The sequence below is a fragment of the Massilia soli genome, assembly GCF_016809835.1.
GTDB classification, from domain to species: Bacteria; Pseudomonadota; Gammaproteobacteria; order Burkholderiales; family Burkholderiaceae_D; genus Telluria_A; species Telluria_A soli.
In genome coordinates, this window is the sequence record NZ_JAFBIL020000013.1 from 1 (window position 1) to 23,383 (window position 23,383).

Genomic DNA, 23,383 nt, shown 5'->3' on the forward strand with positions numbered 1-23,383 from the left:
CCGTTCGACTTGCATGTGTAAAGCATGCCGCCAGCGTTCAATCTGAGCCAGGATCAAACTCTTCAGTTTAATCTCTGCTTGTTGGCATTTCTGCCACCGCTATTGCTAGCGGGTCGCTCACTCAAAATACTGACCGTTATCTCATTGCTGAGACAACGTATTTCTTTTTTGTGAACATTTGATAATTTAAGTAATCAAGAACCGAAGTTCTTGGCACCTTCATCAAACGCCCACACTTATCGACTGTTAATTTTTAAAGAACTTATTCGGTATTTCTTACTTGCTACTTGTCGACAAAGCGTTGTGTTTGTCAGCAGCAGAGAGATGAGATTATGCGGTAATTTGCGTTGCTCGTCAACCTCTTTTTTTACTGCGTCGCCGTTTCCGGCGATCCTCACAGCTCGGCAACTACTTGATTTCGTTAACCATTTCTGCGGGGAGGCGAACTATAGCAAAGGGCGCTTGAGGTTGGCAAGTATTTTTCGCTGCCTTAAACATCGCGCTGGCACCATGCTTGCTTATGAGGTCTGTGTGGATCCAGCGCTGAGCATCGCCGCAGCATTCTTTTGCTCCGTACTGGTACACGTGCTACATTCTGGAACAGTCCGTTCCGCCAGAGAGTCCTTCTAAGGACCCAACAGGAGACAAGTATGCTTCGCGAGCCGTCAGCTGGGCAGGGTAACGCAGTCCAATCAATTAGTTCGAGGTGGGATGAGGGCATGCCTGCCATAATCGAAACCTCCCACCAGCGCTCGGCATCCTACGGCCTGTGTCCAGGCGCCCGCCCAGACTTCTCTCCTGTTGAACGAAGCGACCTTTCCGTCCTGATCGAGAAAAACCTGCTGCTCCACACCCATGCGGTGCCAGCGATGGAGACGCTGTACCAGCAGATCATCAACACGCACAACATGGTCATCCTCACCGACGCGCACGGCGTAATCGTGCATTCGCTGGGTGACGACGACTTCCTTGAAAAGGCAAACCGCGTCGCGTTGCGGCCGGGCGTGACTTGGTCAGAGCAGAGCAAGGGCACCAACGCGATCGGCACCGCCATCGCCGAAAAAGTGCCAGCGCTGGTCCACGCTGACCAGCACTACCTCGCGGCGAACCACTTCCTTACCTGTTCAGCGGCCCCGATCACGGATCACATGGGTAATGTCATCGGGGTGCTCGATGTATCCGGGGACCAGCGCAGCTTCCACAAGCACACCATGGGTCTGGTGCGTATGTCCGCGCTGATGATCGAGAACCAGCTGTTTTCCGCCACCTTTGAAAACGCCATCACCCTGCACTTTCATGCGCGCCCAGAGTTTATCGGCACCCTGATGGAAGGCATTGCCTCGTTCACCCCTGGGGGGCGCTTCCTGTCGGCCAACCGCAATGGCCTGTTCCAACTCGGCCTGACTTTCGCCTCCCTGCAGTCGCACACCTTCAGTTCCTTGTTCGGCATTCCGGTGTCGTCGCTGTTCGACCACTACCGCACCGCCGCACCCGGTCTGCTCAACTTGTGCATGCACAGCGGTGTCCGGGTATACGGAAGGGCGCAGCTGCGCCTGTCGAACGGGGCCCACGCGCTGAACGGCGGCGACGACGCCCCCCCGATATCCGCGCCTGCCGCGTCGGGCAATGCCGCGTTCCTGGCGGCGCGGCGCCTGTCCGGCCTGCGATACCTGAACACCGGCGACCCGCAACTCGAGCGGGTCATCGAGAAGGTCAATAAGGTACTCGGGCGCGACATCCCAATCATGATCATGGGCGAAACGGGTACCGGCAAGGAGCTGCTCGCGCAGGCGATTCACAACGATTCGCCGCGCGCCGCGGGCCCGTTTGTCGCGGTGAACTGCGCGTCGATTCCCGAAACGCTGATCGAATCCGAGCTGTTTGGCTATGAGGATGGCGCATTCACGGGGGCACGCAAGAAGGGCGCCTCAGGCCGCATCCTGCAGGCCAATGGCGGCACCCTCTTTCTCGACGAGATCGGCGACATGCCGTTCGGGCTGCAAGCGCGGCTGCTACGGGTCCTGCAGGAGCGCATGGTGACACCGCTTGGCGGTTCGAAGTCCATCACAGTCAACGTGGAACTGATCTGCGCCACCAATCACAACCTGCGCGACCGCATCGCGCGCGGACTGTTCCGCGAAGACCTGTATTACCGGCTCAATGGCCTGGTGGTGAAGTTGCCGCCGCTGCGAGATCGAACCGACCTTGAGGTCATCGTCAAGAAGATCCTCTGCACTGAGTCGCCCCGCGGACAGTACACCATGGCGCCGGAGGTCATGCGCCTGTTCCAGCAGCATAAGTGGCCCGGCAACTTCCGCCAGTTGACCAACTTGCTGCGGACGGCAGTCATCATGGCAGGCGACGAACACGAAATCGGCCTGCGCCACATGCCAGACGACTTCCTGGACGACGTTGGCGCAGCCGAAGCCCAGCAGTCCGTCGTCAGCACCGACAAGTTGATCGCCGCTGGCGCCAACCTGGAAGAGATGGAGCACACCGTCATCCTCAAGTCGCTGGAAGCCCACGGCGGCAATGTGTCGGCGACCGCGCGCGCACTCGGCGTATCGCGCAATACGATCTACCGCAAACTGCCCAACCTGAAGTAAGCGCGTCGCTACAGCGACGGAAACTGCGGCGATTTCCATACGATGCCACGCTTGTTGATGGTCATCAGGTCGACGCCGGGCAGGCGCGATGCGAGCGTGTGGGCCTTCCGTGCGCCCATCACCATGAATGCGGTCGACAATCCGTCCGCCCCGATACCGGTCGGCGCCAGCACCGTGACGCTCGCCAGCTCCTGAGGCGAATCCCCGGTGGCCGGGTCAAGGATGTGGTGATGCACGAAGTCGGGCGTAAAGGTCGATTGATAGTCTCCCGACGTTGCCACGCTGCGCCCTTCCACCGGAAAGGTCGCAGCTACCCTCCCCTCGTCGCGGGGGTCGGGCACGCCGAGCATCCACGGCCGCAGGGCGCTCCTGCGGCCGTTCCCGATAAATTCACCCGTGTCGAGCAGCGCATGACGGATTCCATGGGTTCGCAACGCAGCCAGCGCCAGGTCGGCAGCGTAGCCCTGCGCCAGGCCATTGAGTGTAATCGCCATGCCGGCAGCGCCGAACCTGACTTCCTCGGCGCTGGCCTCAATGCGGTTCCAGCCCAGGCATGCCATCGCTTGCCGCTTCATCTCCGGCGGCGGCAGGAAGCCTCCCTGGGCTGCCTGCTGGAAGCTGCGCCACAGCGGCTGCACGGTGATGTCGAATGCTCCGCGTGTCAGGCGCGAAAGGTCCTGCGCGCGCGACAGTACCGCTAGCAGGTGCGGATCGGGGCGATGAAGGAACCCGTCGCGGTTGAGCGCATAGACCTGGCTCGACTCGCGCTGGACGCTCATCAGCGTATCGACCTTGCGCACCTCGGCCAGCGCGTCGCTGATCGCCAGTTCGGCCTGCAGCGCGTCGACATGCACGACACTGACGGTAACCGTTGTCCCGAACGCAATCGCAGCGCCGGTGTACAGCCGGCCGCGCGCGCCTCCCAAGGCGCTCGGCGCAACGCCGCCTGCAATGGTTCCGAAAGTCGCTGCTATGAACGCACGTCGCCGCATCATTCTCTCCTCGTCATTGATTAACTGCGGCCGAAATCGGAATGGTCCGATGCCGCTTGCGCTCCATGATCAGCGGCGCACACTTCGTTTCGCTTGCGTGGATCACCACGCAGTCCATGCACTGGAAGCACTCGTCGTAGCTGATCTTCCCGGTTGGCGCGATCGCCTGGTAGTCGCACGCATGACGACAGGTCTGGCATGGCGTGCCGCATTCGGCGCGCCGGGCGATCCAGTCATACAGGCGCAAACGGCCAAGCAGCGCAAGCGCTGCTCCGAAGGGACACAGGTAACGGCAAAAGAATTTGTATGACACTGCGCTCAGCGCCAGCAGCGAGGCCGCGTAGGCCACGAATGGCCAGGAGCGGTCGAAGCCGAGCGTGATTGCGGTCTTGAACGGCTCGATTTCTACCAGCCCGTCGGTCAGCGCTGGCGCCAGCACGATACTGGCCAGGATCGCGGCCAGCAAGGCGTACTTCAGCAGCTTGAGTCGCTTGTCGGTACGGCTGTGGAACCGGAGCTGCGGCAGCTTGCACCACCGCCCCAGCTTGCCGGTCAGTTCCTGCAAGGCCCCGAATGGACACAGCCAGCCGCAGAAGGTGCCTCGCCCCCACACGGCCAGCGACACCAGCACGAAGGCCCATAGCACCACCGTCATGGGGTCATACATGAAGAACTCCAGGCTGCGCCCGGCCAGCAGCGCCTGCAGCAGGCCGGTGACATTGACGATCGATAGCTGGCCCTGAGCGTAGTAGCCGATAAATACAACGGTAAACAACAGGAAGGCGCGCCGGAACCAGGCGAACATGGTGGCGCCGGCGGTGAGCCGCTTCTGCATCGCCAGCGCAGCGCCAAGCAGCGCCAGCGCCGCCACCGTCAGTATCAGTTCGCCCGTGCGGTCCGACCAGGCGGCGCGCCACGTTTTATCGCCCGCCGCGGGTGCGCTGAAGTACGCTGGCGGCAAACGGTACGGAAGCGCAATCTCGCGCACGATGCGCTCGGGGTAGACGATGCCTTTGTCGCGGGTGACGCGCAGCGCGAAATCGAGTTGTCCGGCCGGGTCGAGCCCGGCCTGCCCGATGACCCGGAACACATCCACATGCTCAGACGGCAGCGACGCGGGTGCGGCCAGCATCATCGCCATATCGAGGTCGCGCATTTCCACCGGCAGTTTATCCTGCTGCAGCACCAGGCGTTCAGGCACGGTGCCGCGTATGAAATCGTCGCCCAGCACACTAAAGCGCCCGCGCGACATCACCAGGAACGCATGGTCGCCCTCATCGAGCCGGGCGCTGAGTTTGTTCCAGCTCGCTTCCTGCAGCAAGCTGCGGCCCACCGATGGCACCGAGACCCACGCCACGCACACCTCTATAAACAAGGCATCTGGCCGGGCCAGCGCCTCGGCGTCCAGTCCGGCCCCCGCGCTTCTGCCGTACAGCGCTTCAAGCTCGCGGTTGCCCAGCTCGATGCAACGCACCAGTCCGGCGTCGATCAGCTGGGCGGGACTCATGCGGTCGACGCGTGTCATGTCGATACGGCCCAACTGGCTTGGATCTCGCCCCGCGCCGAAGCCCAGTTTTTTGCGCGACACCTTCAGCGCCGCCGACAGCACGCTTTGATTGATGATGCGTACCGAGGCGGTCGCCTTCGAGACGCCGTCCAGGTAGGCGCGGCTGCTGTCGGCAGCCTGGCCCTGCGGCGCCTGGGTTCCCACGCTGACGCTCTGTTTCAGCGACAGCCCCTGGTACTGCGCGACGAACTGGAACAGTGGCGCTTCCCCCAGGCCGTCGAGGAAAACCGGTTCATGGTGCGACAGCACCGCCACGTCGATGAACGTCCCCTTCGGATCGATCGCGATCAGCAGGTTGACCGGAACGCCGGCAAAGCCGGCGATTGGCGCCAGATCGATCGACTCGAACACGTAGCCGACCAGCTCCACCGCGGTCGCGTTCTGCTTGAACACCGGCCACACCGGAATCTCGGCATCCTTCGCCCCGATCATCAGCGGCGCCGGGAACCGCCGCGCGAGGTCGGCCTGCGTCAGCGTTCCCGCCCGCGCCGTGGCGCAGGCGAGCAGGAACACCATGAACAGCAGGATGGCTCGCACGGCTTGCGGCATCAGAAGAAGATGATGCCGCCAACGGCCACGCCGTTCATCCGCCCGGTGGCGCCGCTGAACGATTTCGAGCGTGTCTGTCCCACTTCCGCCACCAGCGTGATGAGGCTGTTGAGCGTGTAGTAGGCGCCGACGGTCAGGTTGGCATTTGACTTCAGACCGCGCGTGCCGGGCGTGTTGTCATCGTTCTCGCTCACGCCGTAGCCAACGCCGAGCTTCAGCTTGTCCATCTTGTAGGTGGCCTGCGCGAAGTAGTTGACCGAATCGGTGTCGCCCTGGTCGGCATCGGACAGGATGCCCAGTCCACTGCCGCCCTGCACGTTGGCGAGCAAGCCGAGGTTGCCGGCGTTGTACGAGGCGCCCGCTTCGAAAGCGCTCATCGTCATGTCGGCGGCGCCGGCGGCCAGCGATTCGAACTTCTGCGCCTTGGCGCCGACCCACGCCTTGAGGCCCTGCTGGCCGAACGTCAGCTGCGCCTGCACCTGCGGCATGCTCTTGCCGGTATAGGACGGACCGGCCAGGATCGGCGTATCCGATACCGGATCCATCAGCGCGATATCGAAGCCGATGCCGGACGCCGACTTCGGCGTGCTGTATGCCAGCTGCCCGTAGTTACCGAGATAGGTGTAGCCGGCGCCGATGTGGCCCAGCGCGACGCGTCCGCGCTGGGTCGCTTGCACCGGCGCGCCGGCACCCACCAGCGTCATGTCGCTGAGGATGGCATTCGAACCGAAGATGCCGTAGTCGCGTCCGATTTTCACCGTACCCATCGCGGCGCTGCCGAAGGTGAAGTAGGCCTGGCGCACATCGACGACGCTGTTCTGCGCGATGGCGCTGTCGGTGGCGGTGGAGTGATAGATGCCGATCAGCGCCTTGACGTCGTAGCCGCCGCTGCTGGTCGACGCCGATGTCACCAGGCCGTTCGGCAGCAAGCCGTTGCCGATCGTCGTGCGATCTTCCTGGCCGCCGCAACCCAACCCCTGGCCGCCCAGCGCCAGCCCGCCCACGCTGGCGCCGGAACACGACACCGCGGTGTAGTAGGCATTGACGATACCGCCGACATTGACATTCCAGTCGCCGGCCTTGATCTCGACGGCATGCGCAGACGCGATACTGGACGCTGCAATGGCGCTCAACACGATCACTTTTCTCATGGGGTTCTCCTCACTCTTTCAATTTTTTTGGTGGATACATCGATGACTGATGTTCCCTTTGATTGGCAATAAGCGTGCCCAGCGTGTCTGCCGGGGAGAACCGCACCCATCGCGCCGCTTGCTGTGCTGTATCGGATCAAGTCCGGGCAGCGGCTGTTCTGTTTCTGACCGCCAGCACGCATCCGGGTGGAAGCGCGCCTTCCAATAAAAAAAAACTGACGGCCAGGGCCGTCAGTCAAAGCCGCCCACGGAGGGCGTGGAGACACAGTGATGTACTACCGTGTTCGTACCATGCGCATCAGCCCTTGATCAGCTTGAAGACCCAGACCGATCCGCCCTGCTCAAGGAAGCTAACCTTCTTGGCCACTTCGCCGCCCCACAGCGGGACCGCGCCACCCCAACCGGACACCACGGCCACGTACTGCGTGCCGCCTTCCAGCCACGTCACTGGCGGCGCCACCACGCCCGAGCCGGTCTGGAACTTCCAGAGTTCCTTGCCGTTTTTGGCGTCGACCGCCTTCAGGTAACCTTCAGGCGTGCCATAGAAGACCAGGCCGCCGGCAGTGCTCATCACCCCGCCCCACAGCGGCGCATTGTTCTTGATCTCCCAGACGATCTTGCCGGTCTTCGGGTCAACCGCGCGCATCGCGCCGATGTAGTCGTCGAAGATCGGCCGGATCGTGAAGCCGGCGCCGAGGAATGCTCCGCCCTTTTTGTAGCTGATCGGTTCATTCCAGATATCCATGCCCCACTCGTTGGCCGGAACGTAGAACAGCTTGGTCTGCGGGCTGTAGGCCATCGGCATCTGGTTCTTGGCGCCGAGGAAGGCCGGCGCCGAAAACACGGTGCTTCCCTTCTTGCCGTCCGCACCCTTGGTCGGATCGCCTGGCCGATTGGCCGCGACAAAATTCGGCCGTCCCGTCTTGAGATCGATGCTGGTGGCCCAGGTGATTTTTTTCACGAACGGGAAAGCGTTCTGCAGCTTGCCGTCCTTGGCGTCGATCACGTAGAAGAAGCCGTTGCGGTCGGCCTTGCCGCCGTAACGCTTGCCGTCCATGTCGAAGGTCACGAACTCATTGGCGCCATCGAAGTCCCACGCGTCGTTTGGCGTATTCTGGTATGCCCACTTGATCTGGCCGGTCGTCACATCGAGCGCCACGGTCGACGAGGAAAACAGGTTGTCGCCGGGGCGCAGGTGGCTGTTCCACGGGGCCGGGTTGCCGGTGCCGAAGTACGCCAGGCCAGTGCTGTTGTCATACGTGCCGCCCATCCAGGTGGCAGCGCCGCCGGTCTTCCACAACTCGCCCGGCCAGCTCTTGTTGGTGGTGCCGGAAATGCCGTTCTCGATGGCCTTGCCGGCCTTGTCGTACTTGTAGCCCATGTGGCCTTCGACCGTCGGCCGGGTCCACACCAGTTGGCCGGTCATCGGATCGCGCGCTTCCACGCGGCCGACGATGCCGAACTCGCCGCCCGACACGCCGGTCAGCAGCAGGCCCTTGGCGATCAGCGGCGCCGAGGTCATCGAGTAGCCGGCCGCGTAGTCGTCGACCTTCTCCTTCCAGACCACCTTGCCGGTATCCTGGTCGAGCGCCACCAGCTGAGCGTCGAGCGTGCCGAAGATGACCAGGTTGCCATACAGGGCGGCGCCGCGGTTGACCACATCGCAGCACGGCATGATGCCGTCCGGCAGCCGGTGCTCGTACTTCCACAGCTTGGCGCCGTTTTTCAGGTCGATCGCGAAAATGCGCGAGTACGAGCCCGTCACGAACATCTTGCCGTTGTGAATCAGCGGCTGCGACTCCTGGCCGCGCTGCTTTTCACCACCAAACGAGAATGACCAAGCCGGAATCAGCTTGCCCACGGTTTTGGTGTTGATCTGCGTCAGCGGCGAATACCGCTGGCCTTCGCTGCCGATGCCGAACGACAGCACGCTGCTCGGATCCTTGGCCGTGTTGGCCAGCATCGCGCTGGTAACGTCGGCAGCCTGCAGCGAGGTCGCTGCAGTCATGCCGATCAGAATCCCTAGTAATTTTCCGTTCACAATCATCTCCTGTTGTTATCGTTAAATTCAGTCATTGCCTGCTGCGCTTGCCTTGAGTACCGCGATCTCCGCATCGTCGAACAAGCGCGAGCGGGTCAGGAAACGCCGGCCGGTTCCGTTGTCCAGCGAGAACATGCCGCCATTCCCGTTCACCACATCGATGATGAGCTGGGTATGCTCCCAATACTCGAATTGCTCCATGCCGATGTAGAACGGGGCGCCATCCAGGTTGCCCAGGTAGACGTCGGTATCGCTGACATTGAAATCCCCGGCCGGATAGCACATCGGCGCACTGCCATCGCAGCAACCGCCCGACTGGAAGAACATCAACGGACCATGGCGCGCCCGCAGTTCGGCGATCATGGCAAGGGCCGCGCCGGTGGCGACCACCCGTTCAATAGCGTGATTCATGGCGCGCTCCTTGCCGGTTCCGATCAAAAGAAGCCCAGCGCCTTCGGGCTGTAGCTCACCAGCAGGTTCTTGGTCTGCTGGTAGTGGTCGAGCATCATCTTGTGGTTTTCACGGCCGATGCCCGACTGCTTGTAGCCGCCGAATGCGGCGTGCGCCGGATACAAGTGGTAGCAGTTGGTCCAGACGCGGCCGGCCTGGATAGCGCGGCCGACGCGGAAGGCGCGCGATGCGTCGCGCGTCCACAGGCCGGCGCCCAGTCCGTACAGCGTGTCGTTGGCGATCGCCAGCGCGTCGGCTTCATCCTTGAACGTGGTAACCGACACCACCGGCCCGAAGATCTCTTCCTGGAAGATGCGCATCTTGTTGTGGCCCTTGAACACGGTCGGCGTGACGTAGTAGCCGCCAGCCATGTCGCCGGCCTGCATGGCGCGCGCGCCGCCTGCCAGCAGCTCGGCGCCTTCCTGCTTGCCGATGTCCATGTAGGAAAGGATCTTTTCCAACTGCTCCTGCGATGCCTGGGCACCGATCATCGTCGATTCGTCGAGCGGGTTGCCCTGCTTGATCGCGGCCACGCGCGCCAGCGCGCGCTCGATGAAGCGCTCGTAGATCGATTCCTGGATCAGCACGCGCGACGGGCAGGTGCACACCTCGCCCTGGTTCAGCGCGAACATCGCGAAGCCTTCCAGGCACTTGTCGAAGTAATCGTCGTCGGCGTCCATCACGTCTTCGAAGAAGATGTTCGGCGACTTGCCGCCCAGCTCCAGCGTGACCGGGATCAGGTTCTGCGCGGCGTACTGCATGATCAGGCGGCCGGTGCCGGTTTCGCCGGTAAAGGCGATCTTGGCGATGCGCTTGTTGCTGGCCAGCGGCTTGCCCGCTTCCAGGCCGAACCCATTGACGATGTTGACCACGCCCGGCGGCAGCAGGTCGCCGATCAGCTCGAACAGCACCATGATCGAGGCCGGGGTTTGTTCGGCAGGCTTGAGCACCACGCAGTTGCCCGCGGCCAGCGCCGGGGCCAGCTTCCACACCGCCATCAGGATCGGGAAGTTCCACGGAATGATCTGGCCGACCACGCCGAGCGGTTCGTGGAAGTGGTACGCATAGGTTTCGTGGTCGATCTGCGCGACCGAGCCTTCCTGGGCGCGGATGCAGCCGGCGAAATAGCGGAAGTGGTCGATCGCCAGCGGAATGTCGGCCAGCATGGTCTCGCGGATCGGCTTGCCGTTGTCGATGGTCTCGGCGGTGGCGATCAGCTTCAGGTTCTGTTCCATCCGGTCGGCGATCTTGTTCAGGATGTTGGCGCGCTCGGCCTGGGACGTCTTGCCCCACGCATCCTTGGCGGCGTGGGCGGCGTCCAGCGCCGTTTCGATGTCCTCGGCGCTGGAGCGGGCGATCTCGCAAAACGCCTCGCCCGTGATCGGGGTAATGTTCGAGAAATACTCGCCCTTGGCCGGCGCGACAAACTTGCCGCCGATGTAGTTGTCGTAGCGCTTCTTGAACGGGTTGGCCACGCCGAGTTTGCTGATGTCCGCGAGATTCATGTCATCCTCTTTCTGTCTGAAGTAGTTGTTGGACCGTTGCACGCAACGGTGCGTGTCGTGCACAGCCTTTGTCATCGCAAAGGCCGTGCCAGCGCTGGTTTGCCGGGCTGGCACGGGCGCGCGGCGCGCACCGGCTGTACCAAGTTGCAACAGGTGTCCCATCGCTTAACGTATCGCGACGCCCCAGGGCAATTCGCCCACCGCGATGTCGGCCAGCTTGGTGTTGCTGGCCGTGTCGATCACCGAGACGCTGTTGGAGCGGCCGTTGGCCACGTAGAGCCGGGCGCCGTCCGCCGTCAACGCCATGTTCCAAGGGCGCTTGCCCACGGCGATGGTGGCGCTGACCTGGTTGCTGGCGGTATCGATCGCCATCACCGTCCCATCGGTGCCGTTGGAGACGTACACCTTGCTGCCGTCGGGATGCATGGCGATGCCGTTGGCGTTCTTACCTGCCGGAATCCGCGCGACCGCCTTGCGCGACGCCAGGTCGATGCGGTACACCGTATTGACCAGCTCGCAGGCCACCCAGGCGGTAGCGGAATCGGCCGAAAAGCCGATGCCGCGCGGCCGTAGTCCCACGGCGACCGAGCCGACCTGGCGGCGCGCGGCGACGTCGATCACATCGACCTGCTCGGCATCTTCGGCGCTGACCAGCAGCCAGCGGCCATCGGGGCTGAAGACGGCGTGTTCCGGATTTTTCCCCTCCACTTTGATGTCGGCCAGCTGCTCCAAGGTGGCGGCGTCAAACAGCGTCACGGTATTGCTCTCTTCGACCGCCACCGCGACCAGCCTGCCGTCGGCGGACAAGCTGACGCCTTCGGGCGACTTGCCCAGCGGCGCCTGGCGCGCGGGCTGCCGGCCGGCGGTATCGAGCACCAGCAAGGCGCTGCTGGCCGCGTCGCTGATGTAGAGGCGGCGGCCCGCCGGATCGATGGCGATGCCGCGCGGACGCTTTCCAGCGGCGATCTCGCCAACCAGCTTGTCGCTGGCCGTATCGATGACGCTGATGGTGCCGGATTTTTCGTTCGGTACATACGCGAAGGGCGCGGCCAGCGCCGCGTACGGTAGCGCGAGCATCAGCACCAGGCCTGCGCGCAGGCGCTTGCGGGTCGAATCATTCATGGGAAGTCCTTTTGATGTGGGCGCGGCAAACGCGCGCGTGTGTCCTCCTATGCAAATGGCGTGCCATTCAAGCGGAACGGCACGCTGGCAGGTATATTGCTTACCACTGAAGTGCCGGCCGCCGCAGCGATGCGCGCAACGGGTCCGGCCATCAAAACAACGGAGATCCCATGCAGCAGAATGTCCCCCTCAGGCTCAACGCCATCGCCGCCCTGTTCGCCGCTGGCGGCGCCGTCTTTTCCATCCCGGCGTACGCCGGCGACGCTGGCGCAGCGCTGCAGAATGCCGGCGTGGTGGTCGTCAGCGGCAGCCGTGTCGAACGCAACAGCTTCGACCTGCCGGCCGCGATCGACGTCGTCGATGCCGAACGGATCCGCGACACGCAGATGCGGGTCAACGCGTCCGAGGCGCTGTCGGCGGTACCCGGCCTGGTGGCCCAGAATCGCCAGAATTACGCGCAGGACCTGCAGATTTCGTCGCGCGGCTTTGGCGCCCGCTCCGCCTTCGGTGTGCGCGGCGTGCGCCTGATCGCCGACGGCATTCCGGCCTCGATGCCGGACGGGCAAGGCCAGGCCGCCACCTTCAACCTCGACATGGCTGAGCGCATCGAAGTCCTGCGCGGGCCATTCTCGGCCATCTATGGCAACCATTCCGGCGGCGTCGTGCAACTGTTCACGCGCGACGGCAAGGGCCGGCCAGCGCTCGAGACCAGCGTCTCCGGCGGCAGCGACGGCGCGCGCAAGGTCGACGTCAACGCACAGGGCGAAACTGCGGGCATCGGCTACATCGTCGACGCATCGCGTTTCGAGACCGACGGCTACCGCGACCACAGCGCCGCGCGGCGCGACCAGGCCTTTGCCAAGCTGACCACCCGGCCCAGCGAGACCAGCCGGCTGGTCGTCACGGCCAGCACGCTGACCCAGGACGATACCCAGGATCCGCTGGGCGTGACCTGGGCGACCTACCAGCGCGATCGGCGCGCCGGCGAAATCGACGCGTCCGACACGGCGCTGCCGAAGCGGACTTTCGCAGAGCGCTACAACACCCGCAAGAGCATCGACCACCAGCAGCTGGGCGTGTCCTTCGAACAGCGGTTTGGCGAGGACCGCCTGCGCGTGATGGCCTACGGCGGCAACCGCAAGGTGATCCAGTACCAGTCTTTCTCGCGCTTTTTCCAGTCCGCGCCGAGCCAGTCGGGCGGCGTGGTCGATTTTGATCGCGACTTCTATGGCGCCGACATCAACTGGGTAGCGCAGCGCCAGCTCGGCGGCGGCACGCTCAGTACCACCATCGGCATCGACTACGGCCGCTCGACGGATGCGCGCAAGGGTTTCGAAAACTTCGTGGGGCAGCAATTCGGCCTGCGCGGCGCGCTGCGGCGCGACGAAACCAATGTGCTCTCCAGCGCCGATCCCTACATCCAGGCCGAATGGCAGGGCGGTCCGTGGGTACTGACGGCAGGCCTGCGCCGCACCACGCTGAAGGTCGAGGTGGACGACAAGTTCACAGCCAACGGTGACGACAGCGGCGCTGTCGACTACAGCAACACCACGCCGGTGGTGGGCGTGCTGTACAAAGTCTCGCCCACATTGAATGTCTACGCCAGCGCCGCGCGTGGCTTCGAAGCCCCTACCCTGAACGAGCTGTTTTATTCCAACGCTGGCGCCGGCTTCAACTTCGCGCTCAACCCGGCGAAAAGCAAACACCTGGAAGCCGGGATCAAGACGATCGTCGGCAGTAATACGCGCATCGACGCCGCGGTCTTTGAAGTACGCACGGACGATGAGCTGGTGGTGGACAGCGCGGTGGGCGGACGTACCAGCTACCGCAACGCCAGCGAGACGCTGCGCCGCGGGGCCGAGGTATCGGTCGGCACAACGTTCGGCGCCGGCTTCAGTGCGCGCCTGGCGTTGACGGCCCTGCGCGCCACCTACGAAACGCCATTCGGCGCGGTGACACCCGGCCGGCGCCTGCCAGGTGTCCCGAGCGCCAACGCGTTCGCCGAGCTGGCCTGGAACGAGAAGGCCGGCCGGTTTGGCGCCGCCCTTGAAACCATCGCGAGCAGCAAGGTTTATGCGGAAGACAGCAACGCCGAAACGCCGGCCCCGGGCTATGCGATCGTCAATGCGCGCGTCCAGGCGCGCCAGAAAGCCGGCGCCTGGGAACTGAAGCAGTTTGTGCGCGTCAATAACCTGCTCGACCGTGACTATGTGGGCTCGCTGATCGTTGGCGACGCCAACAAGCGGTACTACGAGGCAGCCCCCGGCCGCAACTGGATGGCAGGCGTCAGCGCGCAGTACACCTTCTGATCAGAAGGAATACCGGGCGCCGGCGATGAATGTCCGGCCGGCGCCCGGTGCCACGAAGCGCGCATGCGCCGCTTCCACTGGTCCGTCATGCGGCTTGAGCTGGCGGCCGGCGGGGAACAGGTCGGGAGCGATCGCGCCGAACGTCTCATGGCGGCGGTCGAACAGGTTGGTGATCCGGGCGTAGATCTGCCAGCGCGGACCGTGCCGGACACTGGCACGCAGGCTGACCAGTGCGTAGCCGGGCACGCGCCAGTCGCCGCGCTGCTCGGCCTCACCCTCTTCCGCATCGGCGACCAGTCCATCTTCATTGCCCTGGGTGACCAGGCTCGATACCGCCAGCAGGTCGGCGCCCAATTCCAGTCCGGGCGCGGCTTGCCAGTCCAATCCCAGTTTCGCGGTGTGGCGCGGCAGCCCCGCCAGCCGCGTGCCGCGCGCGACCTGCACGTTGCGGGCGCCGGTAAACAGTTCGCCGGCGGCGTCGTAGGCCGCATCCAGATAGCTGTAGCTGCCGCGCAGATCGAGGACGCCGGCGCTGCGCGTGACTGTCAGGTCGATGCCCTGGTGCCGGGTCCGTTTGAAGTTCGAAAAATATCCCTGGCGCGACGGCCCGGAACTGAGGAACAGGATGTCGTCGCGGTTCGCGGTACGGTACAGCGACACCGAATATGCGCCGCGATCGAGCGTGCCGCGCATTCCCGCCTCGAACGTACGCGCGACTACCTGCTTCAGGTAGGGATCGGCCTGCAGTCCGACCGGCAGCCGGCACGGATTCTCCGGATCGGCGCAGCCAAGCTCGATCACGGTCGGCACGCGGTTGCCCTGCCCGGCGCTGGCAAACAGCGTCACGCCGCTGCCCAGCGCATGGGTCACACCGAGCGACGGATTGAAACGGGTGTAGGTGAAGCTTTCATGTGGCTGGGGCCCGCGCTCGTTGGTCAGGGTATTGCTAACGCGCGCACGGTTCAGGCGTGCTGACGCGGTGACGTGGGTTGTGGCAGACCAGGTCCAGGTGTCGGCAAGGTAGATCCCTGCCGCGCGCGAACTGCCAGTGACCGATGAAGAAGGCTCGCTGCCCTCCTCGTCATCACCGATCACTTCACGCCACGGGGTGATGGCAGCGGGCTGCTCGAACTGGGCGTAGCGGACATCGCTCTGGTCGAAGGTGAGGCCGGCATCGATGCGGTGCGCGCCGCGGCGCACGCTGTAGTTGGCAGCCAGTCCCTGGCTGTCCTGGCGTGTGGCAGTGGTGTTCAATACGCCCGGATGCAAGGCCGCGCCTTGCGCTTGCGTCAACCCGCATGACGACGGCTCGGCGGCGCGGCCGTCGGCATCGAAGCCATCTTCGCATGCCTCGACGTAGTCGTCGTAGTCTTCCCCGATGTCTCCGTTGACGGTGTCGCGCCGGCTGTCGCGCGCATAGATGGTGGCGGCGATCTCGCTGGCCGCGTCGACCTGATGAGTGGCGCGCAGTGTTCCTTGCAGCAGGCGGTTGCGGGTCTGGTCGGGAAAGGTGTAGGCGGCGCGGCGGCTTGATTGATACAGGCTGTCGGGCAGCAAGCCATTGCCAAGCAGCCGGCTGCGGCCTCCGGTCAGTGTGGCGCTCCACTGCGTCGCCCCCCTGCCGTGGCCCACCTTGATCAAGGCGTTTGCCATCTGGCCCGCCGAATGGTCGCGCCATCCGGCGTCGTCGAATACGGTAGCGCCGACGAAGCTGTGCCACCCGTCGTTCCCGCGCAGGCCATAGGCAAGGTCGGCGCGGCGCCGGCCGCCACTGGCGATGGACAGTTCGGCATCGAGCCCGGGATGGCTTTTCCCCGAGCGCGTTTCAAGGGCGAGCGCGCCGCCCAGCGTGTTCAGGCCGTACAGAGGATTGGAGCCGGGCACCAGCAGCAGGCTGCCGATCGCCGCTTCGGGAATCATGTCCCAGTTAACGACGTCGCCAAACGGTTCATTGACCCGGACCCCGTCCAGATACACGGAGATCCCCTGTGCCGAGCCCAGTACCGGCGAGGCGCGGAACCCGCGGTAGGTCAGGTCGTTCTGGAACGGGCTGCCCGACACCTCGTTGACATTGACGCCAGCGAGGTGCCGCGCCATGAATTCCGACAGGTTGTCGCCGCCGGCCTTGCGTATCACGCTGTCACTGGCGGCCTGTATCGGATACGGCAGCAGGGCGCGCTCGATCCCCTGCCCGGGTAATGGCGCGACGCCGATAATCTCGATGCTGATCAGCACCGCCGCAGCATTGTCGTCGGCAGCGGCCCCCTGGTGCACCAGCAACGCGGCCGCCAGCAACTGGCTCAGGCGCCGAATGCGCGGTACTGGCATCATGGCTTGACCACCTGCACGCCATGGCGTGCGAAGATGGCTTTCAGCTCGCCGCTGTCGGACAGCTCATTCATGGCTGCCTGCAGCAGGCGGCCCATCTCTGTATCGTCCTTGCGCACTGCCAGGCCGACCGCCCAGCCCGACCGCGGCAGCCGCTCGAAGGCCACGTCCTGCAGCGGGAATCCCGGATCGCCCCGGAACACCGACTCGATCTCCGAGCGGTTGGCCAGTACCGCATCGAGCTCGCCGGCCTTCAGCTTTTGCAGGGCATCGATCGCGGTGGGGTAAATGCGCACGCCGTCACGGAACTTGCCATTGCCTTCGCCGAGCAGCACCATGCCGGAAATCGACACCTTCTCGACCCCGACAGTCTTGCCAGCCAGGGCGTCGATGCTGTCGAACTGGGGAATCCTGTCCACGTTGCGCACCAGCCGGACCGTCTCGACATGGTAGGGCGCGAAGATCCGGACCTGTTCGTTCTGTGCCATCAGCCGGTTGTCCACCGGGACGTGCAGCATCAGGTCGGCCGGGCCGTAGCCGAGGTAGTGGCCCTTCCAGACCATATTGCGCAGGTCGTCATCGAGGTTCTCACCGGCTGGAAACGGCAGCAGCGTCAGCCGGAGGCCAAGCTTTTTGGCGAGCGCCTGCGCCAGGTCGATATCGATGCCCGCGCCGCTGTTGGAGTACGGAGCGAAGTCATTGTAGACCGCGACCTTGAGGGCGCCGGACTGCTTGATCTTTTCCCAGTCGGCATGGGCCGGAATGCATGCCATGACGGACAAGGAGAACGCTACCACGGCGCGCAGGGCGCCAGAACGAAGGATGCGCATGGCGGGCCTCTCAATTGGTCTCGCGGCGGGTCTCGAGGTAGGACTTGATGGCCCACATCGCTTCCTGATTGAACACGCCTTCGAACGGCGGCATGTAGACGGCGCCATTCCTCACCTTGCCGGCCCTGACTATCGACAGGTAGTAGCCGTCGGTCTCCTTGTAGCACGCCTGCTTTTTCGGTTCGGCCTTGATGCCGGTGCAATCGCGATCAAGCTGGCGCAGGTCGGGGGCGATCCCGCCACTGACCGCTTCCAGTCCATGACAGCGCGCGCAATTCTGGTTGTATGCGGAAGCGCCAATCTTGATGGCCAGCTTATCGGTGCGGAACGGATTCTCGGCACGCCATTTTTCGCCGAGCGCAGGCAGGCCGGTCGAGTCGACGCCCTGCGGCGTGACGGGGCCGTGCGCTTGAGCGAATAGCGAAACAAAAGCGGTGGTGCTGACGGCCGCGATGGCGGCGAGCTTGGCGATGCGGTGCTTCATGGTGTCTCCTACTGATTTCTGGTTTTGGATAATCAGTAGTGAGCAATTGCCATGCCATGCCTGCAGCGCGCGCACAGGTGCATGCGCTGTCACAAAATGGAACAGCTGTCACACAGGCGGCTGTGACAGTGCCAATGGATGGCCCGGATAAAGGCGCGTGAGTGTGCTGGCGGTCGCCCCAAGGACTACCGCGTCGAGGCGTGCGCGCCCCGCTTGCGCATCGCCGGCATCGCGCAGTGCCTGCCAGGCTCCGGCAAGATCACCCTGCTCGGCCACGGCGCGCTCGACCTCCTGCTGCCAGAACGGCGGCGCCTCGCTTTCAACGAAGTTACCGCGCCCACGGCCGAAGTGCGCGACGGCGAGGTAGCGCAGCACGCTGGTCACCAGCAGCGAGCGCAGGAATTCATCGGCAAACTGCATCGTGGTCCGGTTGCGATCAGTCGTGGTGTTGAAGCCCCAGGCCGCGCCGGCCATCGTCAGCGCACCAACCAGGCCTCCCAGGATGGCGCCGGCGCCGAAGGTCAGGCCGCCCGCCATCAGGTCGGCCGACAGCCCGGTGGCGGCGCCCGACACGACTGCGCCAAGCAAGCCCGCCTGGGCCTTGTCGACCGGCGCGCGGATCGAAAAATTCTCCAGCACGCGTGCATTGACCTTGGCCGCGGACGACGGGTCAAGATGATGCAGCTTCAGCAGTTGCGTCGTGGTGGCGGTGATATTGATGTTGAGGCGCTCGACCAGCTGCGCCATCGCTTTTTCCTGGCGCTGGCGGTCGGTCTTTGCCAGCCCGACGGCCTTCATCGCCGATTTGACCAGGCTCTTTTCTTCTTCCTCGATCGGCTGGCTGTCCTGCGCGGCAGCGGCCAGTTGCGCCGCCGTCAGCCGCATCGCTTCGTGGAAGCGATGCTGGTTGTTGGCTTCCCACGCCGCGAACAGGCGCGCGTAGCCGGCACGCTTGGATTCGTCGACCAGCTTGCCGACCGCCTCGTAGAACACCCGCTCATGGACCCAGCAGCGCGCGAAGGCATCCATCGCCAGCACGTCGCGCACGATGGTGAACTGGTCCAGATGCTGCTTCCAGCGTGCCTGCTCCGCCTGTTCATCCGACGCCGGACGCGGAGGCCCGAGCTGGTTGAGCAGCACCACGACCGGCTTGCCCAGCCACTCGAGGATCTTCATCTCGGCCGGCAGGTAGCCCGCATCGCTCGGATTCTCCGACGAATTGACCAGGTAGAGCACCACGTCGGCGTTATCCTTGGCGGTGCGCAGCGCCTGCTGGCTAAGCCAGAACGGCCGGTCGCGGTAGCGGTCAATCACCTCGCGCAGGAACCAGCCGATCGGATTGCCCGACATCGCCAGGCGCTTGAGCAGCCTGACCGAATCGCCAAAGCCCGGGGTATCCCACAGGTGCAGCGTGTCGCCCGCATCGGTGGTCAACAGCGGATGCGATTCGGCGAACACCGTCACGTGGGCCGCGTCGCGCACCTCGCCGACGTCAACACCGACCAGCGTGCGGGCCAGCGTGGTTTTGCCGTTGTTGGTGTGCGAGATTAGCGCAAACTGGATCTGGACCGGGTCGCTCATGGCGCCGCCGATGCGATTGGTGTAGCGTCGGCATCGATCGGACGGCGCGCGGGATCGAGCAGGTTGACGATCGTGGCAGGCGCATGGTGGAAGCTGCAGAATTGCTGCCACAGCGCGATGCGCTCGGCCAGGCGCTGCTGGCCGTCCGGCCCGCCCAGGCGTTCAGCGAATGCCGACTCGTCGATCAGCACGGCGATACCGCGCGGCGAATGGCGCAGCACGTGCTCGAGGAAGGCGCCGTGGTTTTCCTTTTCGGGCGTGGCCGCAAGGCTGAACAGGACCGCGGTCAGCGTTGCGTCGCCGTCCTTCACCGGGTCGCCCAGCTCTTCACCGTAGGCGCTCGATGGCCGCAGCATGACGCGGGCCTGTTCGCCTAGCAGCATCGCGGCGACAGCCGCCAGGCCGCGGTCTCGCGCTTCGTCGATGCTGAAGCTGTATGGCAGCACGCGCAGCACGCCTGGCTCGTTGGCGCCGGCTTGCGCGGTCAGCTTGCGGAAGTATGGCTGGTCGAGGTCGAGCGGGAAATTGCGCGCCAGCGCGCTGGCACGCCAGTGCGCGATGAATGCGAGTACCAGCCGCGGAACAACCACCAGCAGCAACAGCGTTCCCGCATACAGGTGCACCCAGCGCGCCCCGGCATCGGCAGGCTGCGGGCGAGTAAAGCGCAGTGCTTCAATGTCGGCGATGGAGAATCCGGGGATGTTGAAGATCGCCGTCGCGGGCGCGAACAGGACCGACAAGATCGCGTGCACCTGCGAAGCGTCGAGGAAGGTGCTCTCCCAACCGGCCACGTACTGCGACAGGAAGCCGCGCGCGTACAGCGACAGCATGGCGCCCACGCCGAACATCGCCGCGGTCAGGTGGAAGGTGCGGCTAAGGCGCGCGCGCGTAAGGCGGTCGCGCAGCGCGGCCCACTCGGACATGAACGACAGCAGCGCCACCGACAAAACCTGCGGCAGCTTGCGCTTGATGGCCGACTTGCCCGCGCTGGCTTTGCGTAGCAGTTTTTTACTGGCCCACCCGGTATTCTTCGACGGGACGAACAGCCACGCGATCAACACGACATACACCAGCAGGTTCCAGCCGATGATGGCCAGCAGCGGCGCCGACAGCAGGTCGACGCGGTGCGGGTCGGTGATGCGGTCGAGCCCCGCGCCGACGATCAGGCCGGCGACCGGCAGCGCGATCGAGAAGCCTTTCAAGCCCGGTCGGCGCTGGGCGAACGCGGCAAACGCCGGCGTGCGTTCCGACAGCCTTTTGAGTATCAACTCGGAGCGCTGCTGGAGAAAGTGTTCTCCAGTGACCGGCGACTTGCTGTCTGCCGCCTGCCACTGGGCCAGCTCCTTCGCACTGCGGCTGGCGTACATGCGGTCTTCCTGGCTGAGGATCTCGCTCTTGATGTCTACCGTCTCGATAGCGCGTACCAGCACCACGTCCCTTGCGACCTGTTCGTTCATTTTGTCCGTTTAGATGAATTGGCAACTTTGAGATGCCAATTGTGACGCACTTTTCCACCGTGCGGTTGTTTGAACGGCAATCGAACGACCGACGCCCTGCTAGCCAGCCGCGCCGGCATGCCCGGGCGCCAGCTTGCCAAGCAGTTTGACGCGATTGGCCAGCACGAACGAAATGAACGCCGGCTCCTTGACGGCCATGCGTACCAGGCCCGGCAGTAATGCGTAGCAGTAGCTTGCCACCGTCGTCACCGCGGCGTCGTTGCTGAGCGCGGACTGCGTCATCGCGGTGCCATTGTTGAGCATCGGCGCCAGTACGACCGCGTGCTTGCCGACGATGCGGCTGACCGGCTCCATCAGCTTCGACGCCAGCTTCGCTTGCTCATCCGGGTTGGTCATGATCATTTCCTCTCGGAAAGTTGAAGATGACCGATTGTCTCCCTGGCTGCGCCACGACGGTATGAGCAAGGGCAAACAGTCAGCGTCGATTCACAGCGGTAGCACAGGCTTGGCGTGCATTTTCTGCGCGCTGGCCGCCTGCCTGAGGGCGTCGATCCGCGACTGCATTGCTGGGTGCGATGAAAGATAATGCGGCAACTTGTCGGCCTCGGCGTCGTCCTTCTGCAATGCCTCGAACAGTTCGGTGGCGCCGCCCACGTGGCCATATCGACAGTTCAGAATCTGCAGTGCACGTCCATCGGCAAGCGCCTCGCGCTCGCGCGAATAGTTGGCCGTGCCAAGGTGCGCGGCCGGTGCGACTAGTCCGCTCAATCCGGAATCGCTGCCGGTCAGGATCGCTGAAATACCGAACAGCACGATGCCACGCCCCAGCGCGCGCAGATGATCGCGGTTCGCGATATGCGACAGCTCGTGGGCAAGCACGAACGACAGGCCATTTTCCGACTGAACGCGCTCGAGCAGGCCAGTGAACACGATGATGGTGCCGCCGGGGAAAACGGCAGCGTTCGGCACATCCGACGCGTGCATCCTCAGCTCGGGCCGGAAGTTCAATCCGGCGCATTGTTGCATGCTGTCGACCAACGCTTGCACGCGCGCGGCGCGTTTGGCTTCTTGCTTCGGTGAATCCGGCAGCTTCATTGCCGCCATCCGGTTGAGCCTTGCCTCCGCTTCCGGGCTGAGGCTGTCGACCGCCCAGTCCACCGCATGCCCCAGCAACCAGAACGCCAACGCGCCGATGGCGACCAACCCGGCCAGGATCAGCAGAAAATCCTTGAGCGGATGCTCATGCGACACGTTGTCATTGTGTTGCGGAAGCGACGCCTGGTATTTCATCGGCTATCGACGCTCAAAGTAGACAGCGGTGCCATACGCCAGCACTTCCACCGATCCGATATCTCCCGCGACATTGTTCGCGAGCGTGCAGGTTTCGAGTCGCAAGTTGACGATCTCGTGCGCGCCGGGGCAGCTTTCCTTCATGCGCAGCACGGCTTCACGCCGCGCGCGGTCGAGCAGGCTTTCGTGCGATTTGACCGGGCCGCCGATAATACTGTGCAAGACCGCGAGCGCGCGCTTGAAGTAGTCGATGGAAATGACGACGCTGCCGTAGACAAGTTCGCTGCGCTGGATTGGCGCGTCGCCGATCGGCGCCTTCGAGGACGTGGTCGGCAAGTGCACGGCGGTTTGTTCCCGCGCGATGATGGAACGGAAGTGGCTGGCCTCGGCGGCGCGGCCGAAAATATAGCCGAGCAAAATGGGCACCAGCCAGAACGTGAGCGTGATCGCTATCTCGATCATGGCGCTTAACCCACGGTGACCGCGGTGCCGTACACATAGATCTCGGCGGCGCCGGCGGCAACGGACGACGTCGCGAAGCGCACGTTGACGATGGCGTTCGCGCCGAGCTGCGCAGCCTGGGATTTCATCCGTTCGATCGCGTGGTCGCGCGATTCGTTCAGCAATTCGGTATAGCCGCGCAGCTCGCCGCCGACGATATTTTTCAGGCCCGCCATGATGTCGCGGCCCACGTGTTTCGCGCGCACGGTACTTCCGGACACCACGCCATGGCAGATGGTGATGGTTTTGCCAGGGATAGTTTCGATATTCGTCATCAGCATTCTGAATTCCTCGGTAAGAGCATGAGGGATCATTGTATTCAGGATTGCTGTGAATAAATAGCTATTAGTACGCGTAGGGCGGAAGAGGCCGAAGGCCGTCATCCGCCGAAGGCATGATGTGCGTTGACGGTATTGCGGCCAATTCGGCGGATGACGCTGCGCTCTTCCGCCCTACCATTCACGAATGTCCGCTTTTCTCGGGACGAAAAAAAACCCCCGTTTGCACTTAGCGCGAACTTGTGCGCGCTAAGGCTTACGGGGGTTTTCTCTTATAACTAGCCTGACGATAACCTACTTTCACACTGGTTGCAGCACTATCATCGGCGCAAAGTCGTTTCA

The 23,383-nt window shown here is 63.9% G+C and carries 18 protein-coding genes and 1 rRNA gene; 2 read left to right on the forward strand and 17 right to left on the reverse strand.

The annotated features are described in order from the left end of the window. Nucleotides 1-69: ribosomal RNA gene (locus I4X03_RS22580) — 16S ribosomal RNA — on the reverse strand; the annotation flags it as partial. A 650-nt stretch (nt 70-719) separates the two neighbouring features. On the opposite strand from I4X03_RS22580, the gene I4X03_RS22585 reads away from it, so the two are divergent. Beyond that, nucleotides 720-2,606, forward strand: coding sequence for a sigma-54-dependent Fis family transcriptional regulator (locus I4X03_RS22585; RefSeq protein WP_223471256.1), 1,887 nt, complete (start codon nt 720-722; stop codon nt 2,604-2,606). Nucleotides 2,607-2,614: 8 nt separating this feature from the next. Here the strand turns inward: I4X03_RS22585 and I4X03_RS22590 are convergent, their stop codons facing one another. The 7 genes from I4X03_RS22590 to I4X03_RS22620 all read right to left on the reverse strand — a co-directional run bounded on the left by I4X03_RS22590 (nt 2,615) and on the right by I4X03_RS22620 (nt 11,983). Next, nucleotides 2,615-3,601, reverse strand: coding sequence for an FAD:protein FMN transferase (locus I4X03_RS22590; RefSeq protein ID WP_307735395.1), 987 nt, complete (start codon nt 3,599-3,601; stop codon nt 2,615-2,617). Between the two features lie 10 nt (nt 3,602-3,611). After that, on the reverse strand, nt 3,612-5,702 hold the full coding sequence (locus tag I4X03_RS22595) for a 4Fe-4S binding protein (protein ID WP_223471258.1): 2,091 nt from the start codon (nt 5,700-5,702) through the stop codon (nt 3,612-3,614). Between the two features lie 11 nt (nt 5,703-5,713). Beyond that, entirely contained in the window at nt 5,714-6,865 is a 1,152-nt protein-coding gene (locus I4X03_RS22600) for a porin (RefSeq protein WP_223471260.1), read from the reverse strand. A 298-nt stretch (nt 6,866-7,163) separates the two neighbouring features. Beyond that, nucleotides 7,164-8,873: a PQQ-dependent methanol/ethanol family dehydrogenase gene (locus I4X03_RS22605; RefSeq protein ID WP_223471304.1), complete on the reverse strand. Its 1,710-nt coding sequence runs from the start codon at nt 8,871-8,873 to the stop codon at nt 7,164-7,166. 60 nt (nt 8,874-8,933) lie between these two features. Then, on the reverse strand, nt 8,934-9,317 hold the full coding sequence (locus I4X03_RS22610) for a DUF779 domain-containing protein (RefSeq protein ID WP_223471262.1): 384 nt from the start codon (nt 9,315-9,317) through the stop codon (nt 8,934-8,936). 23 nt (nt 9,318-9,340) lie between these two features. After that, a complete protein-coding gene (adh, locus tag I4X03_RS22615; protein ID WP_223471264.1) occupies nt 9,341-10,861 on the reverse strand; it encodes an aldehyde dehydrogenase in 1,521 nt (506 codons plus the stop codon). 165 nt (nt 10,862-11,026) lie between these two features. After that, the gene (locus I4X03_RS22620; protein ID WP_223471266.1) at nt 11,027-11,983 is read right to left on the reverse strand and encodes a beta-propeller fold lactonase family protein; all 957 of its coding nucleotides are present in this window, start codon (nt 11,981-11,983) and stop codon (nt 11,027-11,029) included. 170 nt (nt 11,984-12,153) lie between these two features. Here I4X03_RS22620 and I4X03_RS22625 point away from each other — a divergent pair, with 170 nt between their 5' ends. Next, nucleotides 12,154-14,292, forward strand: coding sequence for a TonB-dependent receptor family protein (locus tag I4X03_RS22625; RefSeq protein WP_223471268.1), 2,139 nt, complete (start codon nt 12,154-12,156; stop codon nt 14,290-14,292). Here I4X03_RS22625 and I4X03_RS22630 read toward each other — a convergent pair whose 3' ends face one another. The 9 genes from I4X03_RS22630 to I4X03_RS22670 all read right to left on the reverse strand — a co-directional run bounded on the left by I4X03_RS22630 (nt 14,293) and on the right by I4X03_RS22670 (nt 23,044). Further along, a complete protein-coding gene (locus tag I4X03_RS22630) occupies nt 14,293-16,623 on the reverse strand; it encodes a TonB-dependent receptor (protein WP_223471270.1) in 2,331 nt (776 codons plus the stop codon). It lies immediately after the preceding gene. Then, nucleotides 16,620-17,450, reverse strand: a complete 831-nt coding sequence (locus I4X03_RS22635; protein ID WP_223471272.1) for a substrate-binding periplasmic protein — start codon at nt 17,448-17,450, stop codon at nt 16,620-16,622. The genes I4X03_RS22630 and I4X03_RS22635 overlap by 4 nt, the downstream gene beginning before the upstream one ends. 10 nt (nt 17,451-17,460) lie before the next feature. After that, nucleotides 17,461-17,934: a cytochrome c-550 PedF gene (gene pedF / locus I4X03_RS22640; protein WP_223471282.1), complete on the reverse strand. Its 474-nt coding sequence runs from the start codon at nt 17,932-17,934 to the stop codon at nt 17,461-17,463. 108 nt (nt 17,935-18,042) lie between these two features. Beyond that, complete coding sequence (locus I4X03_RS22645; RefSeq protein WP_223471284.1) at nt 18,043-19,515, reverse strand: DUF3482 domain-containing protein; 1,473 nt, start codon at nt 19,513-19,515, stop codon at nt 18,043-18,045. After that, on the reverse strand, nt 19,512-20,972 hold the full coding sequence (locus tag I4X03_RS22650; RefSeq protein WP_223471286.1) for a DUF2868 domain-containing protein: 1,461 nt from the start codon (nt 20,970-20,972) through the stop codon (nt 19,512-19,514). Before I4X03_RS22650 ends, I4X03_RS22645 begins: the two co-directional genes overlap by 4 nt. A 99-nt stretch (nt 20,973-21,071) precedes the next feature. Continuing rightward, nucleotides 21,072-21,368 carry a hypothetical protein gene (locus tag I4X03_RS22655; protein ID WP_223471288.1) on the reverse strand — a complete coding sequence of 99 codons (297 nt, stop codon included), beginning with the start codon at nt 21,366-21,368 and terminating at the stop codon, nt 21,072-21,074. 90 nt (nt 21,369-21,458) lie between these two features. Continuing rightward, nucleotides 21,459-22,262, reverse strand: a complete 804-nt coding sequence (locus tag I4X03_RS22660; RefSeq protein WP_223471290.1) for a M48 family metallopeptidase — start codon at nt 22,260-22,262, stop codon at nt 21,459-21,461. A 3-nt stretch (nt 22,263-22,265) separates the two neighbouring features. Further along, entirely contained in the window at nt 22,266-22,724 is a 459-nt protein-coding gene (locus tag I4X03_RS22665; protein ID WP_223471292.1) for a YbjQ family protein, read from the reverse strand. 5 nt (nt 22,725-22,729) lie between these two features. Beyond that, on the reverse strand, nt 22,730-23,044 hold the full coding sequence (locus I4X03_RS22670) for a YbjQ family protein (protein ID WP_223471294.1): 315 nt from the start codon (nt 23,042-23,044) through the stop codon (nt 22,730-22,732). Nucleotides 23,045-23,383: the final 339 nt, after the last annotated feature.

Bases quoted from the DNA above. Each gene is read 5' to 3' on its own strand.
- I4X03_RS22600 (WP_223471260.1), bottom strand. From the start codon at position 6,865: ATGAGAAAAGTGATCGTGTTGAGCGCCATTGCAGCGTCCAGTATCGCG.
- I4X03_RS22655 (WP_223471288.1), bottom strand. From the start codon at position 21,368: ATGACCAACCCGGATGAGCAAGCGAAGCTGGCGTCGAAGCTGATGGAG.
- I4X03_RS22660 (WP_223471290.1), bottom strand. From the start codon at position 22,262: ATGAAATACCAGGCGTCGCTTCCGCAACACAATGACAACGTGTCGCAT.
- adh (WP_223471264.1), bottom strand. From the start codon at position 10,861: ATGAATCTCGCGGACATCAGCAAACTCGGCGTGGCCAACCCGTTCAAG.
- I4X03_RS22650 (WP_223471286.1), bottom strand. From the start codon at position 20,972: ATGAACGAACAGGTCGCAAGGGACGTGGTGCTGGTACGCGCTATCGAG.
- I4X03_RS22630 (WP_223471270.1), bottom strand. From the start codon at position 16,623: ATGATGCCAGTACCGCGCATTCGGCGCCTGAGCCAGTTGCTGGCGGCC.
- I4X03_RS22585 (WP_223471256.1), top strand. From the start codon at position 720: ATGCCTGCCATAATCGAAACCTCCCACCAGCGCTCGGCATCCTACGGC.
- I4X03_RS22590 (WP_307735395.1), bottom strand. From the start codon at position 3,601: ATGATGCGGCGACGTGCGTTCATAGCAGCGACTTTCGGAACCATTGCA.
- I4X03_RS22635 (WP_223471272.1), bottom strand. From the start codon at position 17,450: ATGCGCATCCTTCGTTCTGGCGCCCTGCGCGCCGTGGTAGCGTTCTCC.
- I4X03_RS22625 (WP_223471268.1), top strand. From the start codon at position 12,154: ATGCAGCAGAATGTCCCCCTCAGGCTCAACGCCATCGCCGCCCTGTTC.
- pedF (WP_223471282.1), bottom strand. From the start codon at position 17,934: ATGAAGCACCGCATCGCCAAGCTCGCCGCCATCGCGGCCGTCAGCACC.
- I4X03_RS22605 (WP_223471304.1), bottom strand. From the start codon at position 8,873: ATGACTGCAGCGACCTCGCTGCAGGCTGCCGACGTTACCAGCGCGATG.
- I4X03_RS22620 (WP_223471266.1), bottom strand. From the start codon at position 11,983: ATGAATGATTCGACCCGCAAGCGCCTGCGCGCAGGCCTGGTGCTGATG.
- I4X03_RS22665 (WP_223471292.1), bottom strand. From the start codon at position 22,724: ATGATCGAGATAGCGATCACGCTCACGTTCTGGCTGGTGCCCATTTTG.
- I4X03_RS22610 (WP_223471262.1), bottom strand. From the start codon at position 9,317: ATGAATCACGCTATTGAACGGGTGGTCGCCACCGGCGCGGCCCTTGCC.
- I4X03_RS22645 (WP_223471284.1), bottom strand. From the start codon at position 19,515: ATGAGCGACCCGGTCCAGATCCAGTTTGCGCTAATCTCGCACACCAAC.
- I4X03_RS22670 (WP_223471294.1), bottom strand. From the start codon at position 23,044: ATGCTGATGACGAATATCGAAACTATCCCTGGCAAAACCATCACCATC.